The sequence below is a fragment of the Streptomyces sp. NPDC017676 genome, assembly GCF_044329325.1.
In the GTDB taxonomy this organism is placed as follows: domain Bacteria; phylum Actinomycetota; class Actinomycetes; order Streptomycetales; family Streptomycetaceae; genus Streptomyces.
This window is the reverse complement of sequence record NZ_JBIRJA010000008.1, coordinates 245,353-267,797: the sequence shown is the minus strand read 5'-3', so window position 1 is coordinate 267,797 and position 22,445 is coordinate 245,353. Positions and strand designations below refer to the sequence as shown.

The window sequence follows — 22,445 nt, the reverse complement described above, 5'->3', positions numbered from 1 at the left end:
AGGACAACGTGTTCACGGGGATCGACGAGGTCGACTGGGCCTCGCTGCGGCACGCGCACGGCAGCGCGGAGGACGTGCCCGGGTGGTTACGGGCCCTGGCGTCCCCGGACACCGTCGAGCGAGCGACCGCGCTCGACGGGCTGCACGACGCGCTGCACCACGAGGGGAGGGTGTACGAGGCGACGCCGGCCTGTGTGCCCTTCCTGTTCGCGCTGGCGGCCCGCGAGGAGGTACCGGACCGGGGCTGCATCGTGGAGCTGCTGGTCGGCATCGGTGGTGACGGCACCGAGAGCGCGGGCGCGGGGGGTGCGGCGAACGCCGCGTGGGAGGCGGTGTGCGCCGGTGCCGACGCCTTCGTCACGCTCGCCGGGGATCCGGATCCGGTGGTGCGCCGGGCGGCGGCCGGCGCCCTGGTGCGGTTCCTGGACGACCCCGCGCGGGTCCTGGGCGTGCTGCGGCGCCGACTGCGGGCCGAGCGGGACGACCACGTCCTGCCGGCCCTGACGGAGGCACTCGCCCTGTTCGCGCACCGGTGTCCCGCCCTTGCCGACGGCGCGCTGGACCTTCTGGCCGAGCAGAGCGCGGCGCCCTACGCGCCGGGCCCCCGGCTGGCGGCACTCGGCCAGCTCGCGCTCCACGCACCCGTCCGGCTCCCCGCCGACCTGGTGCCCACGGCGGTCCGGCTGCTGCACGAGCGGTCCGCGCAGCGCCGGCCGCCCGCGGAGCGCGCGGGTACGGACACCCTGGTGCGCCGGATACGGCGGCTGCGCCCCTCGGACGAACAGGGCGCCGTCCTGCTGCGCACCCTGCACAGCGCGCTCGGAGACCGGGTGCACGACCGGATCGCCCTGCTCACCGGGCAGTTGACCAGCCCGGACCCGGTCGACCGGTGCAATGCCGTCTGGATGTCGGCGGGCCTGTTCCGCGGTTGGCGCGGCGACTACGGCGCGCCCGTCCGGCTGCTGGGCGCCCAGCTGAACACCGATCAGGACCGGTTGCAGGACGCGGCGGTCTCCGTCCTGGCGGAGCTGTACGCGCTGGCGGCGCCCGCCGCGGACGACCTGCACGCGCTGGTGAGCACCCGGCCCGACCTGTGGACGCACCGCTGGGAGCGCGGCTCCCCCACGCTGGGCGGCCCGCTCAAGGCGCTCGCCAGGACCGGTGACCCCCGCGCGGTCCCGGCTCTGGCCCTGCTGCTGGCCGGTCCGGCGGCGCCCGTAGGACTGGGCCGCGAAGCCGCGCACCTGGGCCGCGCCGCGGCTCCGCTGGCCCCCGCCTTGAGGCTCCGCCTCGGGCGCGTCCCGCTCGCCTCCCCCACCGCCGCCCGGCTGGCCACCCCGCTGCTGACGGCGATCAGGGCCATCGGCGACAAGGAGGCCGTCCCCGAACTGGTACGGCTGCTCTCGGGCGCCCCCGACGGCCTGGGAGCGCGGGACGCGGTCGCCGGCCAGGTGATCGAGACGCTGGCGGACCTGGGCGCCGCCGCACAGACGGCACCGCTCCTGCGCCGGCTGCTCCACACCCGGCACGCGGCCACCGCGGCGGGCGCGCTGTGGTCGGCGGACGGGGACGCCACCGCCGTACTCCCCGTCCTGCGCCGGGAGTTGGCGCGGGACGATCCGGACGCCCGGCGCGCCGCCGCCCGGCAGCTCGGCAGGCTGGGCCCGGCCGCGCGCCCCGCGCTGCCGGAGCTGCGCGGCCTGGCCCGGTGGGGACCAGCGCGGGAGCGGATACCGGCCGCGTGCGCGCTGTGGCGCATCACCGGGGACCCCGGACCGGTGCGGCCCGTCTTCCGGTCCGTCTGGACGGCGGACGCCCGCGCGCGCGGCCCGATCGCCCGCTGCCTGGTCACGATGGGTCCGGCCGCAGGGCCGCTGCGCGACCTGGTCACCGTCGAACTGGCCCACCCTCGCCGGCACACGGCGCTCCAGGGCGCGTACGCCGGCCGTGACATCCCGGACGACGAGGAACTGCTGACGAGGTGCCGGGAGGTACTGGCGGGGATGTAGGGCCCGTCGGACGCCTCCGGTCCGCCGTGCGAGGCCGATGGGCCCCACGGCGCCGCCGCGACGGCACCCGCTTCCCCACGCCGTGGAGCGGGCCGCCGACGGCCTCCGCAACCCCCGCCCGCGCCGGACCGGCGTACCGGGCGAGGTCAGACCATTCGGCCCCACTGCGGGCCCAGCCTGGCCCATTCCGTGTCCCATGCCTCCATGCGCCGGTGTTCCAGACGACTCCGTACGGCCAGGCCGGCGACGAACGGGACGGCGGCGGTGCTCGCGCCGACCAGGAGGCCTGTCAGGGTGGACCGGAACGCGGCCTCGGACGCGGAGGTGGGGCGGGAGACCAGGTGGCCCTGCGGGTCGGTCCAGACGGTGACCGGTGTACCGGGTTTGCTGCCGGGCTCCACCCGGATCCGGCCGGTGTGGGCGGAGCCGTCGGTGACCGTCCAGCGGACCTCGGCCCAGATCCGTTCCCCCGCGGAGGCATGGCCGCTGTGCACCGGGGGCTTCCCCGGGACCTGCGCGACGACCCGGGCCACGGTGGGCCGCCAGGTGGCCCGCTCCCGGGCGAGTCCGTGCTCCACCGAGCCGGCCGCCGCGAGGCCGGCGAGCACGCCGGCCAGGACGGTCAGCAGACAGGCGCCGAGCACCACCCATGCCTCCACGACGTCGGCCCGGCGTTTGAGCGGGTTGCGCCGCCAGCGCCACAGCCACACCTTCGGACCACGGAACGCCTTCAAAGGCATCCTCCTCACGAGCGCACCGACCGGCCGGACCGCCCTCCCATACGCGGGAGACCGCTCCGTTGCTCACGACGAGCCGTCTCCCCGACGGTCGCACGAGACACCGCTTTCGCGCAGGCGCATGCCGGAACGGAACCGGCCGACCTTCGGCGCGCCCCGGCGACACAGGCGGTGAGCTGGGCGAACCCGTACTCCGGGGGAGAGTGTCAGTGGTGGGGTGCACACTGACCGGTATCTGACGGCTATCGGGACAACGGCGTCCCGGAGGTGATCGGCATGACCGAGGTACTGCTCGCGGTGGGCACCCGCAAAGGCCTGTTCATCGCGCGGCGGAGGGGCGACGGCCCCTGGGAGTTCGACGAGAGTCCGTATTTCAACGCGCAGGCGGTCTATTCGGTGGCGATCGACACCCGCGGCGCCCGGCCCCGGCTGCTGGCGGGCGGTGACAGCGCGCACTGGGGCCCGTCGGTGTTCCACTCCGACGACCTCGGCCGCACCTGGACCGAACCGGCCCGGCCCGCCGTCAGGTTCCCGAAGGAGACCGGCGCTTCCCTGGAGCGCGTCTGGCAGCTCCACCCGTCCGCCGCCGAGCCTGATGTGGTGTACGCGGGCACGGAACCGGCCGCGCTGTACCGCTCGGAGGACCGCGGCGAGACGTTCGAGCTGGTCCGGCCGCTCTGGGAGCACCCGTCCCGCTCGCAGTGGGTGCCGGGCGCGGGCGGGCAGTGCCTGCACACGGTGCTCACCGACGCGCGCGACCCCAGGGTCGTGACGGTGGCCGTCTCCGCGGCGGGCGTGTTCCGCACGACGGACGGCGGCGCGAGCTGGTCGCCGTCCAACTCCGGTGTGTCGGCGGTGTTCCTGCCTGATCCCCACCCGGAGTTCGGCCAGTGCGTGCACAAGATCACCAGGGACCCGGCCGACCCGGACCGGCTGTATCTCCAGAACCACTGGGGGGTGTACCGCAGCGACGACGCGGGCGCGCACTGGACCGACATCGGCGAGGGCCTGCCGTCGACGTTCGGCTTCGCGGCGGCGGCGCATCCGCGCCGGGGCGACACGGCGTACGTCTTCCCGATCACCGCGGACGAGGACCGGGTGCCCGCCGGGCGCCGCTGCCGTGTCTTCCGGACGACCGACGCGGGCCGCACCTGGGAACCGCTGTCCAAGGGGCTGCCGGAGGAGGACCATTACGGGACGGTCCTGCGGGACGCCCTGTGCACGGACGACTCCGACCCCGCCGGGGTGTACTTCGGCAACCGCAACGGCGAGGTGTACGCCTCGGCCGACGACGGCGACAGCTGGCAGCTGCTGGCCGCGCACCTGCCGGACGTGCTCTGCGTACGGGCGGCGGTGATCGGCTGACCCCTCATCGCCCGGCCTCTCGGGGAGAGGGCGGGCGAGGCGCCGCCCGCTGTCGTGCTCCGGCCATCGGTTGATCACCGACGGGTGTACGGCAGTAGGGTGACGCCCGTGGCACCACGACCCTTGCATGAAATCGTCGAACCGGGCTGGGCGAAGGCCCTGGAACCCGTCGCCGGACGGATCGCCGCGATGGGCGACTTCCTGCGCGCGGAGATCGCCGCGGGGCGCACGTACCTCCCGGCCGGACCGAACGTCCTGCGGGCCTTCCAGCAACCCTTCGACGAGGTACGGGTCCTGATCGTGGGTCAGGACCCGTATCCCACGCCGGGGCACGCGGTGGGCCTGTCCTTCTCCGTGGCACCCGACGTGCGCCCGCTGCCACCCAGCCTGATCAACATCTTCCGCGAGCTGACCGGCGACCTGGGTCTGCCCCAGCCCTCCACCGGAGATCTCACGCCGTGGACCGAGCAGGGCGTGCTGCTGCTGAACAGGGCGCTCACCACCGCACCGCGCAGCCCGGGCGCGCATCGCGGCAAGGGCTGGGAAGAGGTCACCGAGCAGGCGATCCGGGCCCTGGCGGCACGCGGCAAGCCGCTGGTGTCCGTCCTGTGGGGCCGTGACGCACGCAATCTGCGCCCGCTGCTGGGCCGTCTGCCGGCGGTGGAGTCCGCGCACCCCTCGCCGATGTCGGCCGACCGCGGCTTCTTCGGCTCGCGCCCCTTCAGCCGGGCCAACGACCTGCTGATCCAGCAGGGCGGGCAGCCGGTGGACTGGCGTCTGCCGTGACCGCGTCGGCGCACGCGGGCGGACGGCGAAGCGGAACTCAGCGGCGGCCTCTTCGAGGCGGCTGAGCGGGCCCCGCGGGCTCCCGGCGCGGCTCGGCACTGCCTCGAACCAGCGGTTCCGTTTCCGGTTCCTCCACCGCGGCCGGCACATGCGCGGGGCACGTGCCGGCCGCACGTGTCTTGCGGGCGTAACTCATCAGACAAAACAGGACGGATACCGCTCACCTGCACCCTCCCCGAACGGCGGAGGCCAGGAAGCCAGTAACATGCGGCGCCATGAGCTCCCCCACTGGACCCGCGTCCGGCCTGCCCGTACGAATGCCGCGACCCCGCCAGCCCGGACGGCACCGCCGTCCGGAACCGCTGGTGGCTCCCGAGGGCGCGCCCGCGCTCGTCCTCGCGGTGCCCGGTGTGCCCAGCACCACCACGCGCAGCCTCGCCGAGGAGGTCGTGAGCATCGCCCGCTCCGAGCTGCCCGGCCTCGACGCCCGGATCGGGTACCTGGACGGGGACGACTCCGAGTTCCCCGCGCTCCGTTCCGTGCTGGCGCGCGCCGCCGAGGAGCGCACCGCCCGGTACGAGCAGGCCGTCGCCGCGGGGGTCGAGGGAATCAAGGAGCCCGACGGCCCGGTCGCCGTCGTCGTCCCGCTGCTGGCCGGTCCGGACAGCGCGCTGCTGCGTCAGATCCGTCAGGCCGTGATGGACAGCCGGGTCGCCGCCGAGCTGACCGATGTCCTCGGCCCGCACCCGCTGCTCGCCGAGGCGCTGCACGTGCGGCTCTCGGAGGCGGGCCTGGCCCGCGCCGACCGCGCCCGGCTGTTCACCGTGGCCACCGCCGCGGACGGCATCATCCTGGCCTCCGTCGGCGGCGAGGAGGCCGTCCAGGCCGCCGGGATCACCGGCATGCTGCTCGCCGCGCGTCTGGCCGTGCCGGTGATGGCGGCGGCCCTGGACCAGGAGGGTTCCATCGCCTCCGTGGCCGAGCAGCTGCGTTCCTCGGGCTCGCAGCAGCTCGCCCTGGCGCCGTACCTGATCGGCCCGGAGATCGACCCGGCGCTGCTGGCCGCGGCCGCCGAGGAGGTGGGCTGCTCCACGGCCGAGGCGCTCGGCGCGTACCCGGCGATCGGCAAGCTGGCGCTCGCCAAGTACACGACGGCCCTGGGCATCGCCCCGCAGCAACCGCAGAGCGCACCGGTCCGCTGACGCCCCCGGCGTCCGGACCACCCGGCACCTGTACGACACGGGGCCCGCTCCCTTCCCGGGAGCGGGCCCTTCGCCTTACCGGAGCCCTTCGCTCTGCCCGAGCCCGTCGGTTCCCACCCCGCCCGCTAGCCGAACACCACGCAAGAGGCCGCCGGAACCCGTACGGAGCCGTCGTAGCGGGGGACGCCCGTCGCCTCGTCCACGGCGAACCAGGTCACCTCGCCGGAGCGCTCGTTCGCGGCGTAGAGGAAGCCGTCGTGCTCGGCCAGCGCGCGCGGCCAGTGTCCGCCGCAGGGCACCGTACCGGTGAGCCGGAGCCCGTCCGCCGTGACGGCGAGGACGGACAGGACGTCCTCGCCCCGGGTCGCCGTCCACACGAAGCGGCCGTCGGGCGAGACGACGATGCCCGACGGGTAGGCGTCGCCGGCGGGTGCGCCGGGCAGCACGGGTACCTCCGTCAGCGGCTTCAGGGAGCCGCCGGCGGCGTCCCAGCGGCACACCGTGACCGTGGGGGTCAGCTCGTTGACCACGTAGGCGTGTTCGCCGTCCGGGTGGAAGGCGAGGTGGCGCGGCCCGGAGCCGGGGCGCAGGGCGATCTCCCGGTGCACGGCGGGACTGCCGTCCGCGAGGGTGCACACGCGCACCGAGTCGGTCCCGAGATCGACGCTGACCGCCCACCGCCCACTGGGGTCGGGCTGCACCTGGTGGGCGTGCGGGCCGCGCTGGCGCCGGTCGTGAGGTCCTGAGCCGGTGTGCTGGAGCCGTCCGGAGGGCACGCCAGCGAGCGTGCCGTCCGGGCGCAGGGGGACGGCGGTGACGCTGCCGCAGCCGTAGTTGGCGGTCAGCACGTGGCCGGCGTACAGGCTGAGGTGGGTGGGGCCACTGCCGGCCACCGGCACCGGGGGTCCGGCGGGTTCCGGCCGCTCACCGGTGACGCGGTAGGCGGCGACGGCGCCCTCGGCCGTCTCGCTGACCGCGTAGAGCGTGTGCCCGTCCGGTGACAGGGCCAGATAGGAGGGGTCGGGGAGGTCCTGCACCGAGGAGACGAGGGCGAGCGCCCCGGTGTCCGGCGCGACCTCGGCGGTCACCAGTCCGGGGCCGCCCGCCGCCGTGAACGATCCGATGAACGCCCGGCGCCTGCCCGCCCTGCCGTCCTGTGCCACCGCTGTCCCCTCTCGGTCGAGCCCGTCGAGCCGGTCGGGGCCGACGGTAGCAGTCGATCACCCGAGGTCTAGACCAAGGGGGCGGGGTGGCAGGGCGGTTCTTCCGGGAGCGGGCGCACTTCCTCGCGAAGTGGGGGCGCACTCAGTTCTCGTGCGCCCCACTCCGGTCACGCGCCGACCAGCCGGGAGCCCGACGGCGTGCGCAGCGGCTCCGCGAGTTCGGCGAGCGCGCGTTCCAGGCCGTGCAGATGCGCGAGGGCGGGTTCGGCGGACGGCTCGGCGGGGCGGTGCGGGGATTCGGCGCGGCCCTCGGTGAGGGCCTCCACGGCGGCCTCCACACGCCAGCAGGCGGCGGCGAGGCGGGCGTCGTGGGACGCCTCGGGGTCGGCGGCGACCGCGACCAGGCCCCGGATCTCGCGGGCGCAGTCGTCGAGGAGCGCCAGGACCCGGCGGGCCCGCGCCTTGCGCGCCGGCATCGGGTTCAGCGGGTGCACCAGCGGGGCCACCGAGAGCCGGACCCGGCCGAGCAACTGCTCCAGTTCGGCCACGCGCGGCGCGGGGTCCGCGGTGGCGGAGCCGGCGAGTCGGGCGGCGGCCTCGGCCGTGCAGGCGTGCACACAGCGCAGGGCCCGCTGGATCCAGGCGTCGGTGGTGGCGTGCGTGGTGACCGGCAGCACGAACAGGACGGCGAGCGCGGCGCCGAGCGCCCCGACACCGGTCTCGACGAGCCGCAGCGCGAGCAGTCCGGGGCTGAGGACGCCGAGGAGGCCGTACAGGGACTCGGCGAGCAGGGTCACCCAGAGCATCATCCAGGTGTAGGAGACGGCGGCCGTGTAGAAGATGCCGAACACGGCGACCGCGACGAGGACGGCCGTCGGCAGGGGCGCGCCGTGCACCGGGACGGCGATCAGGAAGCCCAGGCAGATGCCGATGACCGTGCCGAGGACCCGGCGGAAGCCCCGGACCAGCGTCTCACCGCGCGAGGCGGTGTTGACGAAGATCCACCAGGTGGCGCCGACGGCCCAGTACCAGCGCTGCCCGGACACCAGCTGGCCCACGACGAGCGCGAACCCGGCGCCCGCGGTGGCCTGGACGGCCTGCCGGGTGGTCACCCGGGCCAGCCCGGTCCCGGCGGGCGGAGCCGGTACGGCGGCCGGGGGCAGCCGGCGCTCGTAGCACCAGACACCGAACCGCACGACGGCCGCGCTGAGCACGGAGAGCAGGACGGCGGCGTACAGCTCGGGCAGTTGTCCCGGGGCGGCGTGCAGGAACTGGGCCACGAAGAACGTCATGAAGGCGAACACACCGAGGCTGTGCCCGCGCGGCCCCCAGCGGCGGGCGTAGACGCCGGCGCCGACGACGGCCAGGAAGGTGAGGTCGCGGGCGACGGGGTGGTCGTGCAGCTCGGCTGCGGCGGCGAGCACCGGCACGCCCACGACGGGCAGCAGGGCGGTGGTGACCGCCTGCCCGCGTACGGTCGGGTCGGCGACGGTGAACAGCGCGAGCAGCGCGGCGAGGCCGCCGGTGACCGCGCCGGTGAGGGAGTGTCCGGCGAGCCCGCAGACCACCACCGCCAGTCCGATGCCGAGGACGGCCCGCGCGGCGAAGCGCAACCGCGCCCGTCCCGGGTCCGGAGCCACGAACATCCTCTTCAGCACTGCTGCCCTCCCCTGGGTGCATGGGTACACCGGCACAGAAAAGGCGCCGCGGGATCCGCAGCGCCATCGACACGTCCATAAGAGCATCACCGGGGTCACTGGCTCAAGTGTGACGCGAATCGCTGAGCCAATGGCACAGCACCGGGTCAGTACGCACGCTCACCGGAATGCCAACGGACCAGGTGGGACGGCACACGCGTCTCTGGAAGACCTGGACCATTGGTACAGTCGTCCATCATGGCCGTGGACGCACTCGACACCCGCATCCTGCGGCTGCTCCTGGAGCAGCCGCGCACCAGCTTGCGCGAGTACGCCCGCATCCTCGGCGTGGCCCGCGGCACGCTCCAGGCCCGGCTGGACCGGATGGAACGGGACGGCGTGATCACCGGCACGGGTCCCTCCCTGTCCCCCGCCGCGCTCGGCCACCCGGTGCTGGCGTTCGTGCACATCGAGGTCACCCAGGGCCACCTGGACGACGTGGGAGACGCGCTGGCGGCCGTACCGGAGATCGTGGAGGCCTTCTCGATCACCGGTGGCGGGGACCTGCTCGCGCGCGTGGTGGGCCGGGACAACGCCCATCTGGAGGACGTGATCCAGAAGTTGATCAGCCTCCCGGGCGTGGTGCGCACCCGTACCGAGGTGGCACTGCGCGAGCGCGTCCCGTACCGGCTGCTGCCCCTGGTGGAGTCGGTGGGCCGGGCGGCCCGCGCCTGACGCTTGGCATCCTGGACGCCATGAGCGATCTCGGCGCCCTCTCGGTCATCTTCGATCTCGACGGAACGCTGGTGGACAGCGAGCCGAACTACTACGAGGCGAGCCGGCAGGTCCTGGCCGAGCACGGCGTCCCGGACTTCACCTGGGAGGACCACGAGAGCTACGTCGGCATCAGCACCCGGGAGACGGTGACGATCTGGCGGGAGCGCTACGGCCTGCGTGCCCCGGCGGCGGAGCTGCTGGCCGCGACGAACCGCCGCTATCTGGAACTGGCCCGCACCCGCACGCGCGTGTACCCGCAGATGCGCGCGTTCGTGGAGCTGCTGGCCGCGCGGAACGTGCCGATGGCGGTGGCGTCGGGCTCGTCCCCGGAGGCCATCGGGGCGATCCTGACGGGCACCGGACTGGGTGCCTTCCTGCGCACGGTGGTCTCGGCCGACGAGGTCCCGCAGGGCAAGCCGGCCCCCGACGTCTTCCTGGAGGCGGCCCGCCGGCTCGGCGCGGACCCTGCCGACTGCGTGGTCCTGGAGGACGCGGCCCCCGGGGCCGCCGCCGCCCACGCGGCCGGCATGCGCTGCCTGGCCGTCCCGTACGTCCCCGCCCAGGCCGACGCCCCCGAGTTCGGCACCGCGACCCTGCTCCTGCCGGGCGGCCAGGCCGAGTTCACGGCGCGGTCGGCGTACGCGTGGCTGCGGGACACGACCCGCTGAACCCGCTGATCACCGCCCCGTCGGCCCGGTCGGTCGCGGCGTCGCCGGCCCGTACCCCGGACGGCGCACCCGGGGTGGGCGTCGGTTCCTCGGTCTCTTCCAAGGAGGGCGCGGATCCTCTGCGGCGGACGCGGTCACCATCCCGTTCGACGCCGTGTGGGCGGGGGCGCCCGTTCGGAGCAAGGGCACGCTGCTCGTCCCCCGGAAGACCGTGGGCGCCCGGGTCGCCCGGGTTGCCCGGGGACGGCTGGGCGGCGAGGCGCGGTGAGGGAGCCGGCGGCCCGGAAGGCGCTGTCCGACGGGTGCCCGCGGCCGGTCCCGGCGTGCGCGAGCGGCCATGACTGCATAGCGTGACCCCATGAGCACAGAACAGGCCCGGACCGCCCCCGACGAGCGGCGGTGGAAGGCGCTCGGGGTCTGTCTTGCAGCGGGCTTCATCTCGCTCCTCGACACCTCGATCGTGAACGTGGCGCTGCCCTCGCTGGAGCGCGGACTCGGGGCCTCCGAGGCGACCCAGGCATGGGTCGTCTCGGGGTACGCCCTCACCTTCGGACTGGCGCTGGTCCCGGCCGGCCGGCTGGGCGACATGCGTGGCCGGCGCCAGGCCTTCCTCTTCGGGCTCGCCCTGTTCACGGTGGCATCGGCGGCGTGCGGATTCGCGCCCAGTACCGGCTGGTTGGTGGTGTTCCGGCTGATCCAGGGCACGGCGGCGGGCATCGTCGCGCCGCAGACCTCGGGGCTGATCCAGCAGATGTTCCAGAGCTCCGAGCGGGCCAAGGCCTTCGGTGTGCTCGGCACCGTCATCGGGGTGTCCACGGCGGCGGGCCCGCTCGCGGGCGGCCTGCTGATCGATGCCGCCGGCACCGACGACGGCTGGCGCTGGGTGTTCTTCGTCAACCTGCCGATCGGGGTGGCCGCCTTCGCCGCGGGCCTCCGGCTGCTGCCGCGTCTCCCGGTGACGGGCAAGCACGAGGAGTTCGACCTGTTCGGAGTGTTCCTCCTCGGCGCGGGCGTGCTCGCGCTCATGCTGCCCCTGGTCCAGGAGCAGCAGTGGACCGGCCGGGAGAAGTGGGCGCTGATGCCGCTGGCCGTGGTGCTGCTGGGCGCGTTCTGGGCGTGGGAGAGACGGCAGGGGCGGCTCGGCCGGGCCCCGCTGGTCGACCTGGCGCTGTTCTCCCTGCGCTCCTTCACCCTCGGCGCTTTGATCAGCCTGAGCTACTTCGCGGGCTTCACCACCGTCTTCTTCCTCTACGCCCTGTACCTCCAGAACGGCGTGGGATACAGCGCGCTGGCGTCGGGGCTCACGGTCCTGCCCTTCGCGGCGGCCTCTGCGGTCGGCGCGGCCATCGGCGGCCGGCTGGTGGTGCGCTTCGGCCGCAAGCTGGTCGTCCTGGGGCTGGCCGGGGTGGCCGTGGGCGTGCTCGGGGTCGTGGCGGCGGTGGAGCTGGTGCCGGGACGGAACGTGGGATGGGCGTCGGCGCTGCCCCTGCTCGTCGGCGGCATCGGGTCCGGCCTGACGGTCTCCCCGAACACCACCCTCACCCTCACCCGCGTCCCCGTGCACCGAGCGGGCGCGGCCGGCGGCGTCCTCCAGACGGGCCAGCGCGTCGGTTCGGCCGCCGGGATCGCGGTGGTGGGCGCGGTGTACTTCGCCCACCTCGCCAATCACGGCCGCGCGGACACGGCACTCCAGCTCGGGCTGCTCGCCGTCGCGGGGATCATCGTGGTCGCACTCGTGCTCGCGATCGCCGACCTGCGCGAACGCCAGGTGCGCCCGGAACCGGAGAAGGCCGGGGAGCCCGTCGGGCGGGGCTGGGAAGAGGGAGGTGCCGTGGAGGGGGTGCGGCCCGGTCCGTAAGGGCCTCACGACCTCCGGCGCGGCTTCCCCCGCTTGGCCGGCTTGCCTCCGCCGCCCGTGCGGGCGCGTGCCGTACGGCCGGCAGGCTTGCCCGAGGACTTCGCCGACGGCTTCCCGGACGACTTGGCCTGCGACTTCGCGGCCGGCGCCTCGCGGGTCCCGCCCTGGTCGGAACGCTTGCGCTGCTCGTCGGCCGACGATTTCACCGCCGCACGACCCCTGGTGCTGTTGACCGTGCGTCCGCGCACGATGCCGATGAACTCCTCCACCAGATCGGTGGTGGCCTCCTCCGGCCAGGACAGGGCGACGCTCGACTGCGGGGCGTCGACGACCGGGCGGTAGGTGAGGTCCCGGCGGTGGTACGGGCGGGCCAGGGACTGCGGGACGACCAGGAGGCCGACGTTCGCCGCCACCAGCTCGATGGCGTCCGGGGTGGTGGCGGGACGCTCGAAGGCCGGCTCACCGGGCGGGGCGTCCCAGTCGAAGACGTCGTCCAGGGGGTGGAAGAGCACCTCGTCGGCGAGGTCGGCCAGGGTCACCTCGTCCGCCGCCGTGATCAGGTGGTCCTTGGGGACGACGACCACCGTGGTCTCGGTGTAGAGCGGGATCGCGCTGAAGAACGTACGGTCGACCGGCAGCCGGACCAGGCCCGCGTCGGCCTCGCCCGCGCGCAGCACCTCGGGCGCTTCGGTGGCCGGGACCTGGGCCAGGGTGAGGGGGATGCCGGGCAGGCGCTCGTTCCAGACCCTGACCCACTTGGCGGGCGTCACTCCGGGAACGTACGCGAGCCGGAACGACGGTGAATCCTCCGAGCCTGTCATCAGGCCAGGTTACCGGCCCGGCCGGAACCCTCGGCCACGGGCCGCGGGCACGCTCTCCGCCACCGGACCCACCGGGCCGTGCCGGCACCCCTGCGACACCGGGCCTCGCCGGCAGGCACCCGCTCCACCGCGGAACCGGGCCTCGCCGGCAGGCACCCGCTCCACCGCGGAACCGGGCCTCGCCGGCAGGCAGGACCTCCCCCACAGCACCGGCAGCGCCTCCCCCACGGCACCGGGCCTCCCCGGCAGGCGCCCGCTCCACCGCGGCACCGGCCCTCGCCCGCAGGCGCCGCCCGCGCTTCGGCGCAGCCCCCGTCCGCGTGCTCGTCACCGGCCGTGGTCTGCCCTTCCGCACGTGGCCGATACCCTGGACGGCATGAAGTCGCAGCAGAGCACCCAGACGATGAAGCCCGCGACCGCGGCGAAGAAGCTGGGTGTGTACCTCCCCGCCACCCCCGCCTCCTTCCAGGAGGGTGTGGTCACGCGCGCCGAGCTGAACGAGTTGCAGACCAACCCGCCGGAGTGGCTGCGCGAGCTGCGGAGCAACGGTCCCCACCCGCGTCCGGTGGTGGCCGCCAGGCTGGGCGTGTCCATCGCGGGTCTCGCCCGGGGCGGCGTCACCGAGCCGCTGACCACCGAGCAGATCGAGGCGCTCAGGCAGGAGCGGCCCGAGTGGCTGGAGAAGGAGCGCGCCACCCAGGCGGAGGTCCGCAAGGAGGCCGCGCGGCTCAAGGACCTGAAGAAGGAGAAGGCGGAGAAGGCGGAGAGCGGCACCGAGCGCGGCTGATCCGTCCGCCCGTCCCGACGCCCTCCGGATCCGCCCGGGGGGCGTCTCCCGTCGCCGGTGGAACGGCCGGCCAGGCGGGGAACAGGTACGCGCAGGGCGACACCGGACGGGCCGCCGTTCCCCCGTGCCGGCGGCCCCTCGGACACGCTGTGTCCGACCAGGCCGGTGTCGCCGGGTTGAAGTGTGCGACAGCCGGGGACCGCAGGGGTATGCGTACAACTACGTACGTCGACGGGGAGGACGGTACGCGAGGCAACCGGAGAGGAACCCGTGCGGCTGGAGAAGGCCTACGAGCGCATGACGGCCGTCGCCGTGGCGGCCCTGCACGAACGGGAGCCCGAGCGGCTGTGGCCGATGCTGGCCGGCACGCTGGCGGACGTGTGCGGTGGCGAGGCGGTCATCCACAAGCTGGACGAGTGGAGCGAGAGCGAGGGCACGATCGGCACGGTGCCGGATGCCGCCGCCGCTGAGCTCGCCCGGCTCGGGGACGCCGACCTGGGGCTGCTGCGGGCGGGCTACCCCTTCGCCGGTCACTACGCGGCCGGAGCCGACCGTACGCCGGTCAGCGCGCACCGGGCGGCGGGCCGTACCTGGCCGTCCAGTGCGACGGCCCGCATGCTCCGCGAGGTGCTGGACGTCGACCATGTGCTGGGCGTGCCCCTCCCGGACAGCGCCGCCCCGATCACCGGGTGCCTGGTGTACCGCTCGGGTACGGATTTCACCGACGACCACCTGGCCATCGCCGAGCGCGCCCAGCCGCTGCTGGCGGCGGTCGAGCGGCAGCGGCAACTCCTGGAGGAGTGGCGGCGGGCGCTCGGCCCGGCCGGCGCGCCGGACCAGCGGGCGGCGGACTGCGCGCTGACGCCGCGCGAGACCGCCGTCCTGCTGCTGCTCACGGACGCGCTCACCGCCGACGCGATCGGCCGCCGTCTCGGCATCTCGGTCCGCACGGTGCACAAGCACGTGGAGAACATCTACCGCAAGCTGGGCACCCGCGACCGCGTCGGCACGGTGCTGCGCGCGCAGCGGCTCGGCCTGGTGCCGGCGCCCGGTCGGGCCGAGGCCACCCGGGCCCGCCCTTCGTGACCCGGCACCAGGCCCTCCGGTGAGCCGGCGAAGCCCGGTCCTGTGAGCCCGCGAGGCCCGGTCCTGTGCCGCGAGGCCCGGTCCTGTGAGCCTGGGAACGTCAGCCGACGTCGCTCAGCCGAGGAAGCTCAGCCGAGGAAGCTCAGCCGCACCTTGCGGTGGGGGTTGTCCTTGTTGGTGTCCACCAGACACACCGACTGCCAGGTGCCCAGCTCCAGGCGTCCGTCGATCACCGGGAGGGTCGCGTGCGGCGGCACGATGGCGGGCAGGACGTGGTCGCGGCCGTGGCCGGGGCTGCCGTGCCGGTGCTGCCAGCGGTCGTCGGCGGGGAGCAGGGTGTGCAGGGCGGCGAGGAGGTCGTCGTCGCTGCCGGCGCCCGTCTCGATGACGGCGATTCCGGCGGTGGCGTGCGGGACGAAGATGTTGAGCAGACCGTCGCGGCCGGCCGCCGCCTCCCGCAGGAACTCCTCGCAGTCGGCGGTGAGGTCGACGACGCGTTCCCGGCTACCGGTGGAGACGTTCAGCACGCGTGTGGTGAAGGCATCGGACATGCCCTCATCCTGACCCATGCGCCGGTTTCCACACCCCGCGGCACCCACGTTCCCTGATACACGTGGTCCACAGGACGAGACGCCGTTGACCTGTCCGCTGCCATCTGGCTACGTTCGGCGGCATGTTGCGTTCAGCCCTGCTCACCACGCGCGGTCACATCGACCTGCTGCGGGTGGCCTCCGCCGCGTGTCGCCGCGGCCGCTGACGCCCTTTCCCCTTCCTCCTTCCCTTCGCGGCGTTCCCTGCCGCGGGGCAGCATCTCGCAGCGCGTCCGTACGGCACCCCCGACCCGTTCATTGTTGAGCGGGACATGACGTAACGACGCCGAGTCGCGCCTCCCCCACCCCGCTCTCTGCCCGTGGAGCATTCATGAGCATCAGCCATGCCCCACCCGACTCCTCCGAGCCCGACATTTCGGGTATATCCAAGTCCGAGGCTCCCGCCACGGCCGCTGCCGGTCCCGCCTCCCCCATCCTCCAACCCGTCGTCCCCGCGTCCACCCGTCGCGCCCGGGTCCCCCGCTGGCTGCGCCGGACCACCGGCCCGCTCCTGCTGCTGGCCCTGTGGCAGGTCCTCAGCGCCACCGGCGTGCTGACAGCCGACGTGCTCGCCCCACCCGGCCGCATCGCGCAGGTCGGCTGGGACCTGATCGCCGACGGTTCACTGCCGTCGGCCATGGCGACCTCGCTCAGGCGCGTCGCGTTCGGGTTGCTGTTCGGCTCGGTGACCGGCACCGGACTCGCCCTGCTCTCGGGGCTGTTCCGGATCGGCGAGGACCTGGTGGACGCGCCGGTGCAGATGCTGCGCACGGTGCCGTTCGTCGGTCTCATCCCGTTGTTCATCATCTGGTTCGGCATCGGCGAGACCCCGAAGACCGCGATCATCACGCTCGGCGTGACCTTCCCGCTCTACCTCAACGTCTACGCCGGCATCCGCGGGGTGGACGCCCAACTCATCGAGGCCGGCGAGTCGTTGGGGCTGTCCCGCTGGGGGCTGGTACGGCACGTGGTGCTGCCGGGCGCGCTCCCCGGGGCGCTGACCGGACTGCGCTACTCGCTCGGCATCGCCTGGCTCGCGCTCGTCTTCGCCGAGCAGGTCAACGCCGACGCCGGCATCGGATTCCTGATGGTGCAGGCGCGGGACTTCCTGCGGACCGACGTGATCGTGGTCTGCCTGATCGTCTACGCCTTCCTCGGCCTGCTCGCCGACTTCATCGTCCGCTCCCTCGAAAGGCTGCTGCTGCAATGGCGACCGACGTTCACCGGACGGTGACCGGACCCGCGGTCCATGTCGAGGGGCTGACCCGCTCCTTCGACGGCCGCGCGGTCATCGACGACCTCAAGCTCGACATCGCACCCGGCGAGTTCGTCGCCCTGCTCGGGCGCAGCGGCTGCGGCAAGTCCACCCTGCTGCGCATCCTCGCGGGCCTCGACCGGGACATCAAGGGCACGGCCCTGGTCCCGCGCCGCCGGGCCGTCGCCTTCCAGGCACCGCGGCTCATGCCGTGGAAGAAGGTGTGGCGCAACGTCCTGCTCGGGCTGCCGGGCCGCCCCGAACGGGCCGTCGCCGAACGGGCGTTGGACGAGGTCGGTCTCGGTCATCGCGTCGACGCCTGGCCGAAGACCCTGTCCGGAGGCGAGGCCCAGCGCGCCTCGCTCGCCCGCGCACTGGTGCGCGAGCCCGATCTGCTGCTGCTCGACGAGCCGTTCGGCGCCCTCGACGCGCTCACCCGGATCAAGGCGCAGCGCCTGGTCGGGGAGGTGTGGCAACGCCGGGGCTGCGCGGTGCTGCTGGTCACGCATGACGTCGAGGAGGCGGTGCTGCTCGCCGACCGCGTCCTGGTCATGGACAGCGGCCGGATCGCCCATGAGCAGCGCATCGGCCTGGACCGGCCGCGTGAGATCACCGACTCCCGGTTCGCCGCCCTGCGCGCCCGCCTGCTGGAACGGCTCGGTGTCGACACCGCCGCCGCTGCCGCCTGAACGCCCGCCCACGAACATGAACGGAACCGTCATGCGACGACGCCTCGTCCCCGCCGCGCTGCTCCTGCCCTTCGCGCTCCTGCTCACCGCCTGCGGCGGGAACTCCTCCGCCCGGACCGGCGCCGACATCGACGGAAAGGGCTCCGTCACCCTGGACGTCGGTGACCAGAAGGGCGGTTCGGAAGCCATCCTGCGCGCCGCCGGAGAGCTGGAGAACCTGGACTACAGGATCAAGTGGTCGACCTTCACCTCCGGGCCGCCACTGCTGGAGGCGGTGAACGCGAAGGCCGTCGACATCGGCGGCGTCGGCAACACCCCGCCCGTCTTCGCGGCCGGCGCCGGTTCGAAGATCACGGTCGTCGCCGCCTGGCACGGCACCTCCAAGGGCGACACCATCCTCGTGCCGAACGGCTCCGAGCTGACCCGTCCGCGGCAGCTCAAGGGCAGGTCCGTCGCCGTCGCGCAGGGTTCCTCCGCGCACTACCAGCTGGTCGCCTCCCTCAAGGCGGCCGGGCTGAGCCTCGCCGATGTCCGGGTCAAGTACCTCCAGCCGGCCGACGCGCTCGCCGCGTTCACCTCCGGCAAGGTCGACGCGTGGGCGGTCTGGGACCCGTACACCTCGCAGATCCTCCAGGCCGGGCAGGGCCGCGTGCTGACCACGGGGGACGGCATCACCAACGGACTCACCTTCCAGGTCGCCGCGCCGGCCGCGCTGAAGGACCCGAAGAAGGCCGCCGCCATCAAGGACTACCTGGCGCGGCTGCGACGGGCCACGGCCTGGGTGCACGACCACCAGCAGGAGTGGGCCAAGGTGTGGGCGAAGGACACCGGGCTGCCGTACGAGGTGGCACTGGCCTCGGTGAAGCGCACGAACTCCACCCGCGTCGCGGTCGCCGTCGACAAGCCGCTCATCGCCTCCGAGCAGCGGATCGCGGACACCTTCACCGAGTTGAAGCTGATTCCGGGGAAGGTCGACTTCGCCGCCTTCACGGACCCTCGGTACAACGGCGGGCTGCCGCCGTCGACGACTCCGGCCAAGGACTGAGCGGCGGGGAAGATCCGTGCACGGCTCGCTGTTGCCCCAGGCGTGAACGGAGTGCGTGAGGTCGAGGTCGTCGTCATCGGTGCCGGTCAGGCGGGTCTGGCCGGCGCCTACCACCTGCGGCGCACCGGCTTCGAGCCGGACCGCGACTTCGTCGTCCTCGACCACTCCCCCGGCCCGGGCGGCGCCTGGCAGTTCCGGTGGCCCTCGCTGACCTTCGGCAAGGTGCACGGGATGCACGCGCTGCCCGGCATGGAGCTGACCGACGCCGACCCGGCGCGGCCTTCGGCGGAGGTCGTCCGGGAGTACTTCGACCGGTACGAGCGCGCCTTCGACCTGCGGGTGCGGCGGCCCGTGGATGTGCGTGCGGTGCGCGAGGGCCCCGGCGGGCGGCTGCTCGTGGAGACGTCCGACGGCACCTGGTCGACGCGGGCACTGATCAACGCCACCGGCACCTGGGACCGCCCGTTCTGGCCGCGTTACCCCGGGCAGGAGACCTTCCGGGGCCGGCAGTTGCACACCGCGCAGTACGCCGGTCCCGAGGAGTTCGCCGGGCAGCGGGTCGTGGTCGTGGGCGGGGGTGCCTCGGGCACCCAGCACCTGCTGGAGCTGGCCCCGTACGCCGCCGCGACCACCTGGGTCACCCGGCGGCCCCCGGTCTTCCGCGAGGGTCCGTTCGACGAGGAGGCGGGTCGCGCGGCCGTCGCGCTGGTGGAGGAGCGGGTGCGTCAGGGGCTGCCGCCGCGCAGTGTGGTCTCGGTCACCGGGCTCCCGCTGAACGACGCCGTCCGGCAGGGCCTCGCGAACGGGGTCCTGGACCGGCAGCCGATGTTCGACCGGATCACCCCCGACGGCGTGGCGTGGCGGGACGGCCGGCAGGTGTCCGCCGATGTGATCCTGTGGGCGACCGGGTTCCGGGCCGCGCTCGACCATCTCGCTCCGCTGAAGCTGCGCGAGCCGGGCGGCGGTATCCAGGTGGAGGGCACGCGGGCGGTCGCCGATCCGCGGATCCACCTCGTCGGCTACGGCCCCTCGGCCAGCACCATCGGGGCCAACCGGGCCGGGCGCTCGGCCGTCCGGGACATCAGGCGGCTGCTCGCCGGAGAGCCCGTCGCCGCGTGACGGTCCCCCCGCCGCCGCCTCAGCGGAGCGCGGGCTGTGAAGCGGAGGGCGCGGACGGGGGCGCCGGCGGGCCGTCACCGGTCGGCTGGCCCGTCCCCGCGTTCTGGTGGAGGGCGTTGAACTCGGCCACGTTCCGCAGGTGGGTGTTGTAGTCCGCGGTGAAGCGGGTGTCCCCGGGAGCGATCGTGACGAAGTACAGCCAGTCGCCCGGCGTCGGGTTGAGCGCGGCGCGCATCGCGTCCTCGCCGGGGTTGTCGATCGGCGTGGGCGGCAGACCCGTGCGCTGGTGGGAGTTGTACGGGCTCTCCTCCTGGGTGTCGCTCTGGCTGGTGCCGACGGTGCTGCGGTTCAGCGCGTAGTGGAGGGTCGAATCCATCTGGAGCGGCATTCCGCTGTTCAGCCGGTTGAAGATGACCCGGGCGACCTTTCCCATGTCCGCCTTCGTCGACGCCTCCGCCTGGACGATGCTGGCGATGGTGACCGCCTGGTAGACGTTCATCGCGTTGCGCTGGGCCCCGGCCGCGACGGGGGCGCCGTTGAACTTCTGGTCCGCCGTGTCGATCATGAGTTGCAGCATGGACTCGGGCGTCGCTCCCTTCCGGACGGGATACGTCGCCGGGAAGAGATAGCCCTCCGGATTGCCTCCGGCCTCCTTCGGCAGCTTCAGGGCGGCCTTGCCGAGGGCGGCGCGGGTGCTGCCCGGGGAGAGCTTGAGGGCCTTGTCGATCGCGTCGTAGATCTGGTTCGCGCGCCAGCCCTCCGGGATGACCAGCGTGGCGGGCTTCGCCTGCTCACTGCCGGTCGCCAGCGTCAGCAGCGGCACCGCCACGGCGGTGCCGGCCATGACGGCGCCGGTCACGAGGACGGCGAGTCTGCCGCGGCGTGTCAGTCGGGTCCTGCTCCGTGACGGAGTGTTCGTCTGCATGCGGGCACGGTAATACGCATATCCTCGCAAACCCGGCATATATTCAGCTTGTCGGTCACGGTTCAGTTCGTCGTGGGTTGCAGTTGCGCGTCCCGGCGTACCAGGGCCGCGTACCGGCCGTCCCGCTCCAGGAGTTCCTCGTGCGTGCCCCGTTCGGCGACCCGGCCGGAGTCCAGCACCACGATCTGGTCCGCGTCACGGATCGTGGACAGGCGGTGCGCGATGGTGATCGTCGTGCGGTCGGCCGACAGCGCGTCGATGGCGGCCTGTACGGCGGCTTCCGTGCGGGTGTCGAGCGCGCTCGTCGCCTCGTCCAGGATGAGGACCGGCGGGTCACGCAGGATGGTGCGGGCTATCGCGAGGCGCTGCTTCTCGCCGCCGGAGAAGCGGTGGCCGCGTTCGCCGACGACGGTGTCGTACCCGTCGGGCAGCGCCGCTATGTGGTCGTGGATCTGGGCCGCCCTGGCCGCCCCGTGCAGCTCCTCGTCACTGGCGTCGGGCTTGGCGAAGCGCAGGTTGTCGGCGACCGAGGCGTGGAAGAGGTACGTCTCCTGCGAGACGACGCCGACCGCTCGGGCGAGGGTGTCGAAGTCGAGGTCGCGGACGTCGACGCCGTCCAGGGTCACGCGGCCACCGGTGACGTCGTACAGGCGGGGCACCAGATGGCCGAGCGTGGACTTCCCGGCGCCGGTCGGGCCCACGACGGCGAGGCTGGTGCCGGCCGGTACGGTGACGTCGATGCCGTCGAGGACGGGGCCGCCCTTGTCGTCGTAACGGAACTCGACGTCCTCGAAGCGGACTTCGCCCTTGATCTGGTCCAGGTGGACCGGCCGCTCGCGCTCGGTGATGTCGACGGGCAGGTCCAGATACTCGAAGATGCGCTGGAACAGCGCGAGTGAGGTCTGTATCTGCACGCCGGTCGCGAGCAGGCTCACGGCCGGGCGGAACAGGCCCTGCTGGAGCGAGACGAAGGCGACGATGGTGCCGAGGGAGACCTCGGGGCCGCCGAACCGGAGGGCGAGGCCGGCGGTCCAGTAGATGACGGCGGGCATCGCGGCCATGACGATCGAGATGACGGCCATCCGCCAGCGCCCGGCCATGTTCGACCGCACTTCCAGGTCGACCAGGCCCTCGGACTCCTGCGCGAAGGACGCCGTCAGCGAATCGGAGCGGCCCATCGTGCGGCCGAGCAGGATGCCGCTGACCGAGAGCGACTCGGTGACCGTGGCCGCCATCGCGGCCATCTGTTTCTGCCGCTGGGTGGTGATCTTCTTGCGTTCGTTGCCGACACGGCGGCTGATCCACACGAACAGCGGCAGCAGGAGCAGGGAGACGATCGTCAGCCGCCAGTCCAGGGCGACCATCGCGACGATCGTGGCGACCACGCTGGTGGCGTTGGACACCAGGGAGGTGGCGGTGGAGGTGACGGTGGCCTGCATGCCGCCGATGTCGTTGGCGATGCGGGACTGCACCTCACCGGTGCGGGTGCGGGTGAAGAAGGCGAGCGACATGCGCTGCAGACGGCCGTAGACCGCGGTGCGCAGGTCGTGCATGACCCGCTGGCCGACGGTGGTGGAGATCAGGGTCTGCAGCACGCCGAAGACGCCGCCCAGGACGGCGCTGAGGATCATGCCGAGCGCGAGCAGACTCAGCAGGCCGGTGCGGCCCTGCGGGATCGCGACGTCGAGCGTCTCCTTCAGCAGGAACGGTGTGGCCACCGAGACCAGCGACGAGGCGCCGACGAGCAGGCCGACGACGGCGAGGCGCCCGCGGTAGGGGCGGAAGAGCCGCAGGATGCGGCGCACCTGCCGGGGCTGTTCGCCGGCGTCGGCAGGTGGGGTCCAGGAGGGTTCACGGTCGGGGTGCATGGGCTCCTACGGTGAGCGGGGCGCCGGTCGGGGCCGACCGGCGGCAACGGAACGGATC

The 22,445-nt window shown here is 73.7% G+C and carries 21 protein-coding genes; 14 read left to right on the top strand and 7 right to left on the bottom strand.

The window, feature by feature from the left end:
* The first annotated feature begins 8 nt into the window (after nt 1-8).
* Complete coding sequence (locus ACH4LD_RS19660; RefSeq protein WP_398056302.1) at nt 9-2,009, top strand: HEAT repeat domain-containing protein; 2,001 nt, start codon at nt 9-11, stop codon at nt 2,007-2,009.
* A gap of 146 nt (nt 2,010-2,155) precedes the next feature.
* Here the strand turns inward: ACH4LD_RS19660 and ACH4LD_RS19655 are convergent, their stop codons facing one another.
* Entirely contained in the window at nt 2,156-2,749 is a 594-nt protein-coding gene (locus ACH4LD_RS19655; protein ID WP_398056303.1) for a hypothetical protein, read from the bottom strand.
* 273 nt (nt 2,750-3,022) lie between these two features.
* On the opposite strand from ACH4LD_RS19655, the gene ACH4LD_RS19650 reads away from it, so the two are divergent.
* From ACH4LD_RS19650 to ACH4LD_RS19640, 3 genes are all read left to right on the top strand, one after another.
* Nucleotides 3,023-4,111 (top strand): WD40/YVTN/BNR-like repeat-containing protein, encoded by a 1,089-nt coding sequence (locus ACH4LD_RS19650; protein WP_398056304.1) that lies wholly within the window; start codon nt 3,023-3,025, stop codon nt 4,109-4,111.
* A 108-nt stretch (nt 4,112-4,219) separates the two neighbouring features.
* Nucleotides 4,220-4,897, top strand: coding sequence for a uracil-DNA glycosylase (locus ACH4LD_RS19645; RefSeq protein WP_398056305.1), 678 nt, complete (start codon nt 4,220-4,222; stop codon nt 4,895-4,897).
* A gap of 275 nt (nt 4,898-5,172) precedes the next feature.
* Nucleotides 5,173-6,099 (top strand): hypothetical protein, encoded by a 927-nt coding sequence (locus tag ACH4LD_RS19640; RefSeq protein ID WP_132788246.1) that lies wholly within the window; start codon nt 5,173-5,175, stop codon nt 6,097-6,099.
* A 125-nt stretch (nt 6,100-6,224) separates the two neighbouring features.
* On the opposite strand, the gene ACH4LD_RS19635 is transcribed toward ACH4LD_RS19640, so the two are convergent.
* Complete coding sequence (locus tag ACH4LD_RS19635) at nt 6,225-7,262, bottom strand: lactonase family protein (protein WP_398056306.1); 1,038 nt, start codon at nt 7,260-7,262, stop codon at nt 6,225-6,227.
* Between the two features lie 167 nt (nt 7,263-7,429).
* Nucleotides 7,430-8,920: an FUSC family protein gene (locus tag ACH4LD_RS19630; RefSeq protein ID WP_398056307.1), complete on the bottom strand. Its 1,491-nt coding sequence runs from the start codon at nt 8,918-8,920 to the stop codon at nt 7,430-7,432.
* Nucleotides 8,921-9,157: 237 nt separating this feature from the next.
* Between ACH4LD_RS19630 and ACH4LD_RS19625 the strand changes: the two genes are divergently transcribed.
* From ACH4LD_RS19625 to ACH4LD_RS19615, 3 genes are all read left to right on the top strand, one after another.
* A complete protein-coding gene (locus ACH4LD_RS19625) occupies nt 9,158-9,634 on the top strand; it encodes an Lrp/AsnC family transcriptional regulator (protein ID WP_398056308.1) in 477 nt (158 codons plus the stop codon).
* Nucleotides 9,635-9,654: 20 nt separating this feature from the next.
* Nucleotides 9,655-10,344, top strand: a complete 690-nt coding sequence (locus ACH4LD_RS19620) for an HAD family hydrolase (protein ID WP_398056309.1) — start codon at nt 9,655-9,657, stop codon at nt 10,342-10,344.
* A gap of 358 nt (nt 10,345-10,702) precedes the next feature.
* Nucleotides 10,703-12,202: an MFS transporter gene (locus ACH4LD_RS19615; RefSeq protein ID WP_398056310.1), complete on the top strand. Its 1,500-nt coding sequence runs from the start codon at nt 10,703-10,705 to the stop codon at nt 12,200-12,202.
* Nucleotides 12,203-12,207: 5 nt separating this feature from the next.
* Here the strand turns inward: ACH4LD_RS19615 and ACH4LD_RS19610 are convergent, their stop codons facing one another.
* Nucleotides 12,208-13,023 carry a LysR family substrate-binding domain-containing protein gene (locus tag ACH4LD_RS19610; protein ID WP_398056311.1) on the bottom strand — a complete coding sequence of 272 codons (816 nt, stop codon included), beginning with the start codon at nt 13,021-13,023 and terminating at the stop codon, nt 12,208-12,210.
* Between the two features lie 376 nt (nt 13,024-13,399).
* Between ACH4LD_RS19610 and ACH4LD_RS19605 the strand changes: the two genes are divergently transcribed.
* The gene (locus ACH4LD_RS19605; protein ID WP_398056312.1) at nt 13,400-13,810 is read left to right on the top strand and encodes a DUF5997 family protein; all 411 of its coding nucleotides are present in this window, start codon (nt 13,400-13,402) and stop codon (nt 13,808-13,810) included.
* Between the two features lie 270 nt (nt 13,811-14,080).
* The gene (locus ACH4LD_RS19600; RefSeq protein WP_398056313.1) at nt 14,081-14,896 is read left to right on the top strand and encodes a response regulator transcription factor; all 816 of its coding nucleotides are present in this window, start codon (nt 14,081-14,083) and stop codon (nt 14,894-14,896) included.
* Nucleotides 14,897-15,024: 128 nt separating this feature from the next.
* On the opposite strand, the gene ACH4LD_RS19595 is transcribed toward ACH4LD_RS19600, so the two are convergent.
* The gene (locus tag ACH4LD_RS19595) at nt 15,025-15,447 is read right to left on the bottom strand and encodes a secondary thiamine-phosphate synthase enzyme YjbQ (RefSeq protein ID WP_103815746.1); all 423 of its coding nucleotides are present in this window, start codon (nt 15,445-15,447) and stop codon (nt 15,025-15,027) included.
* A gap of 122 nt (nt 15,448-15,569) precedes the next feature.
* On the opposite strand from ACH4LD_RS19595, the gene ACH4LD_RS19590 reads away from it, so the two are divergent.
* The 5 genes from ACH4LD_RS19590 (at nt 15,570) to ACH4LD_RS19570 (ending at nt 19,594) form a co-directional block, all read left to right on the top strand.
* Nucleotides 15,570-15,653 carry a putative leader peptide gene (locus ACH4LD_RS19590; RefSeq protein WP_313884353.1) on the top strand — a complete coding sequence of 28 codons (84 nt, stop codon included), beginning with the start codon at nt 15,570-15,572 and terminating at the stop codon, nt 15,651-15,653.
* Nucleotides 15,654-15,817: 164 nt separating this feature from the next.
* The gene (locus ACH4LD_RS19585; RefSeq protein ID WP_398056314.1) at nt 15,818-16,720 is read left to right on the top strand and encodes an ABC transporter permease; all 903 of its coding nucleotides are present in this window, start codon (nt 15,818-15,820) and stop codon (nt 16,718-16,720) included.
* A complete protein-coding gene (locus ACH4LD_RS19580) occupies nt 16,693-17,430 on the top strand; it encodes an ABC transporter ATP-binding protein (RefSeq protein ID WP_398056315.1) in 738 nt (245 codons plus the stop codon). The genes ACH4LD_RS19585 and ACH4LD_RS19580 overlap by 28 nt, the downstream gene beginning before the upstream one ends.
* Nucleotides 17,431-17,461: 31 nt before the next feature.
* Nucleotides 17,462-18,475, top strand: a complete 1,014-nt coding sequence (locus tag ACH4LD_RS19575) for an ABC transporter substrate-binding protein (protein WP_398056316.1) — start codon at nt 17,462-17,464, stop codon at nt 18,473-18,475.
* 42 nt (nt 18,476-18,517) lie between these two features.
* Nucleotides 18,518-19,594: an NAD(P)-binding domain-containing protein gene (locus tag ACH4LD_RS19570; RefSeq protein ID WP_132788267.1), complete on the top strand. Its 1,077-nt coding sequence runs from the start codon at nt 18,518-18,520 to the stop codon at nt 19,592-19,594.
* Between the two features lie 19 nt (nt 19,595-19,613).
* Here ACH4LD_RS19570 and mltG read toward each other — a convergent pair whose 3' ends face one another.
* Together mltG and ACH4LD_RS19560 are read right to left on the bottom strand one after the other, a co-directional pair.
* Nucleotides 19,614-20,519 carry an endolytic transglycosylase MltG gene (mltG, locus tag ACH4LD_RS19565; protein ID WP_398056317.1) on the bottom strand — a complete coding sequence of 302 codons (906 nt, stop codon included), beginning with the start codon at nt 20,517-20,519 and terminating at the stop codon, nt 19,614-19,616.
* A gap of 62 nt (nt 20,520-20,581) precedes the next feature.
* The gene (locus ACH4LD_RS19560) at nt 20,582-22,387 is read right to left on the bottom strand and encodes an ABC transporter ATP-binding protein (protein WP_398056318.1); all 1,806 of its coding nucleotides are present in this window, start codon (nt 22,385-22,387) and stop codon (nt 20,582-20,584) included.
* Nucleotides 22,388-22,445 lie beyond the last annotated feature (58 nt).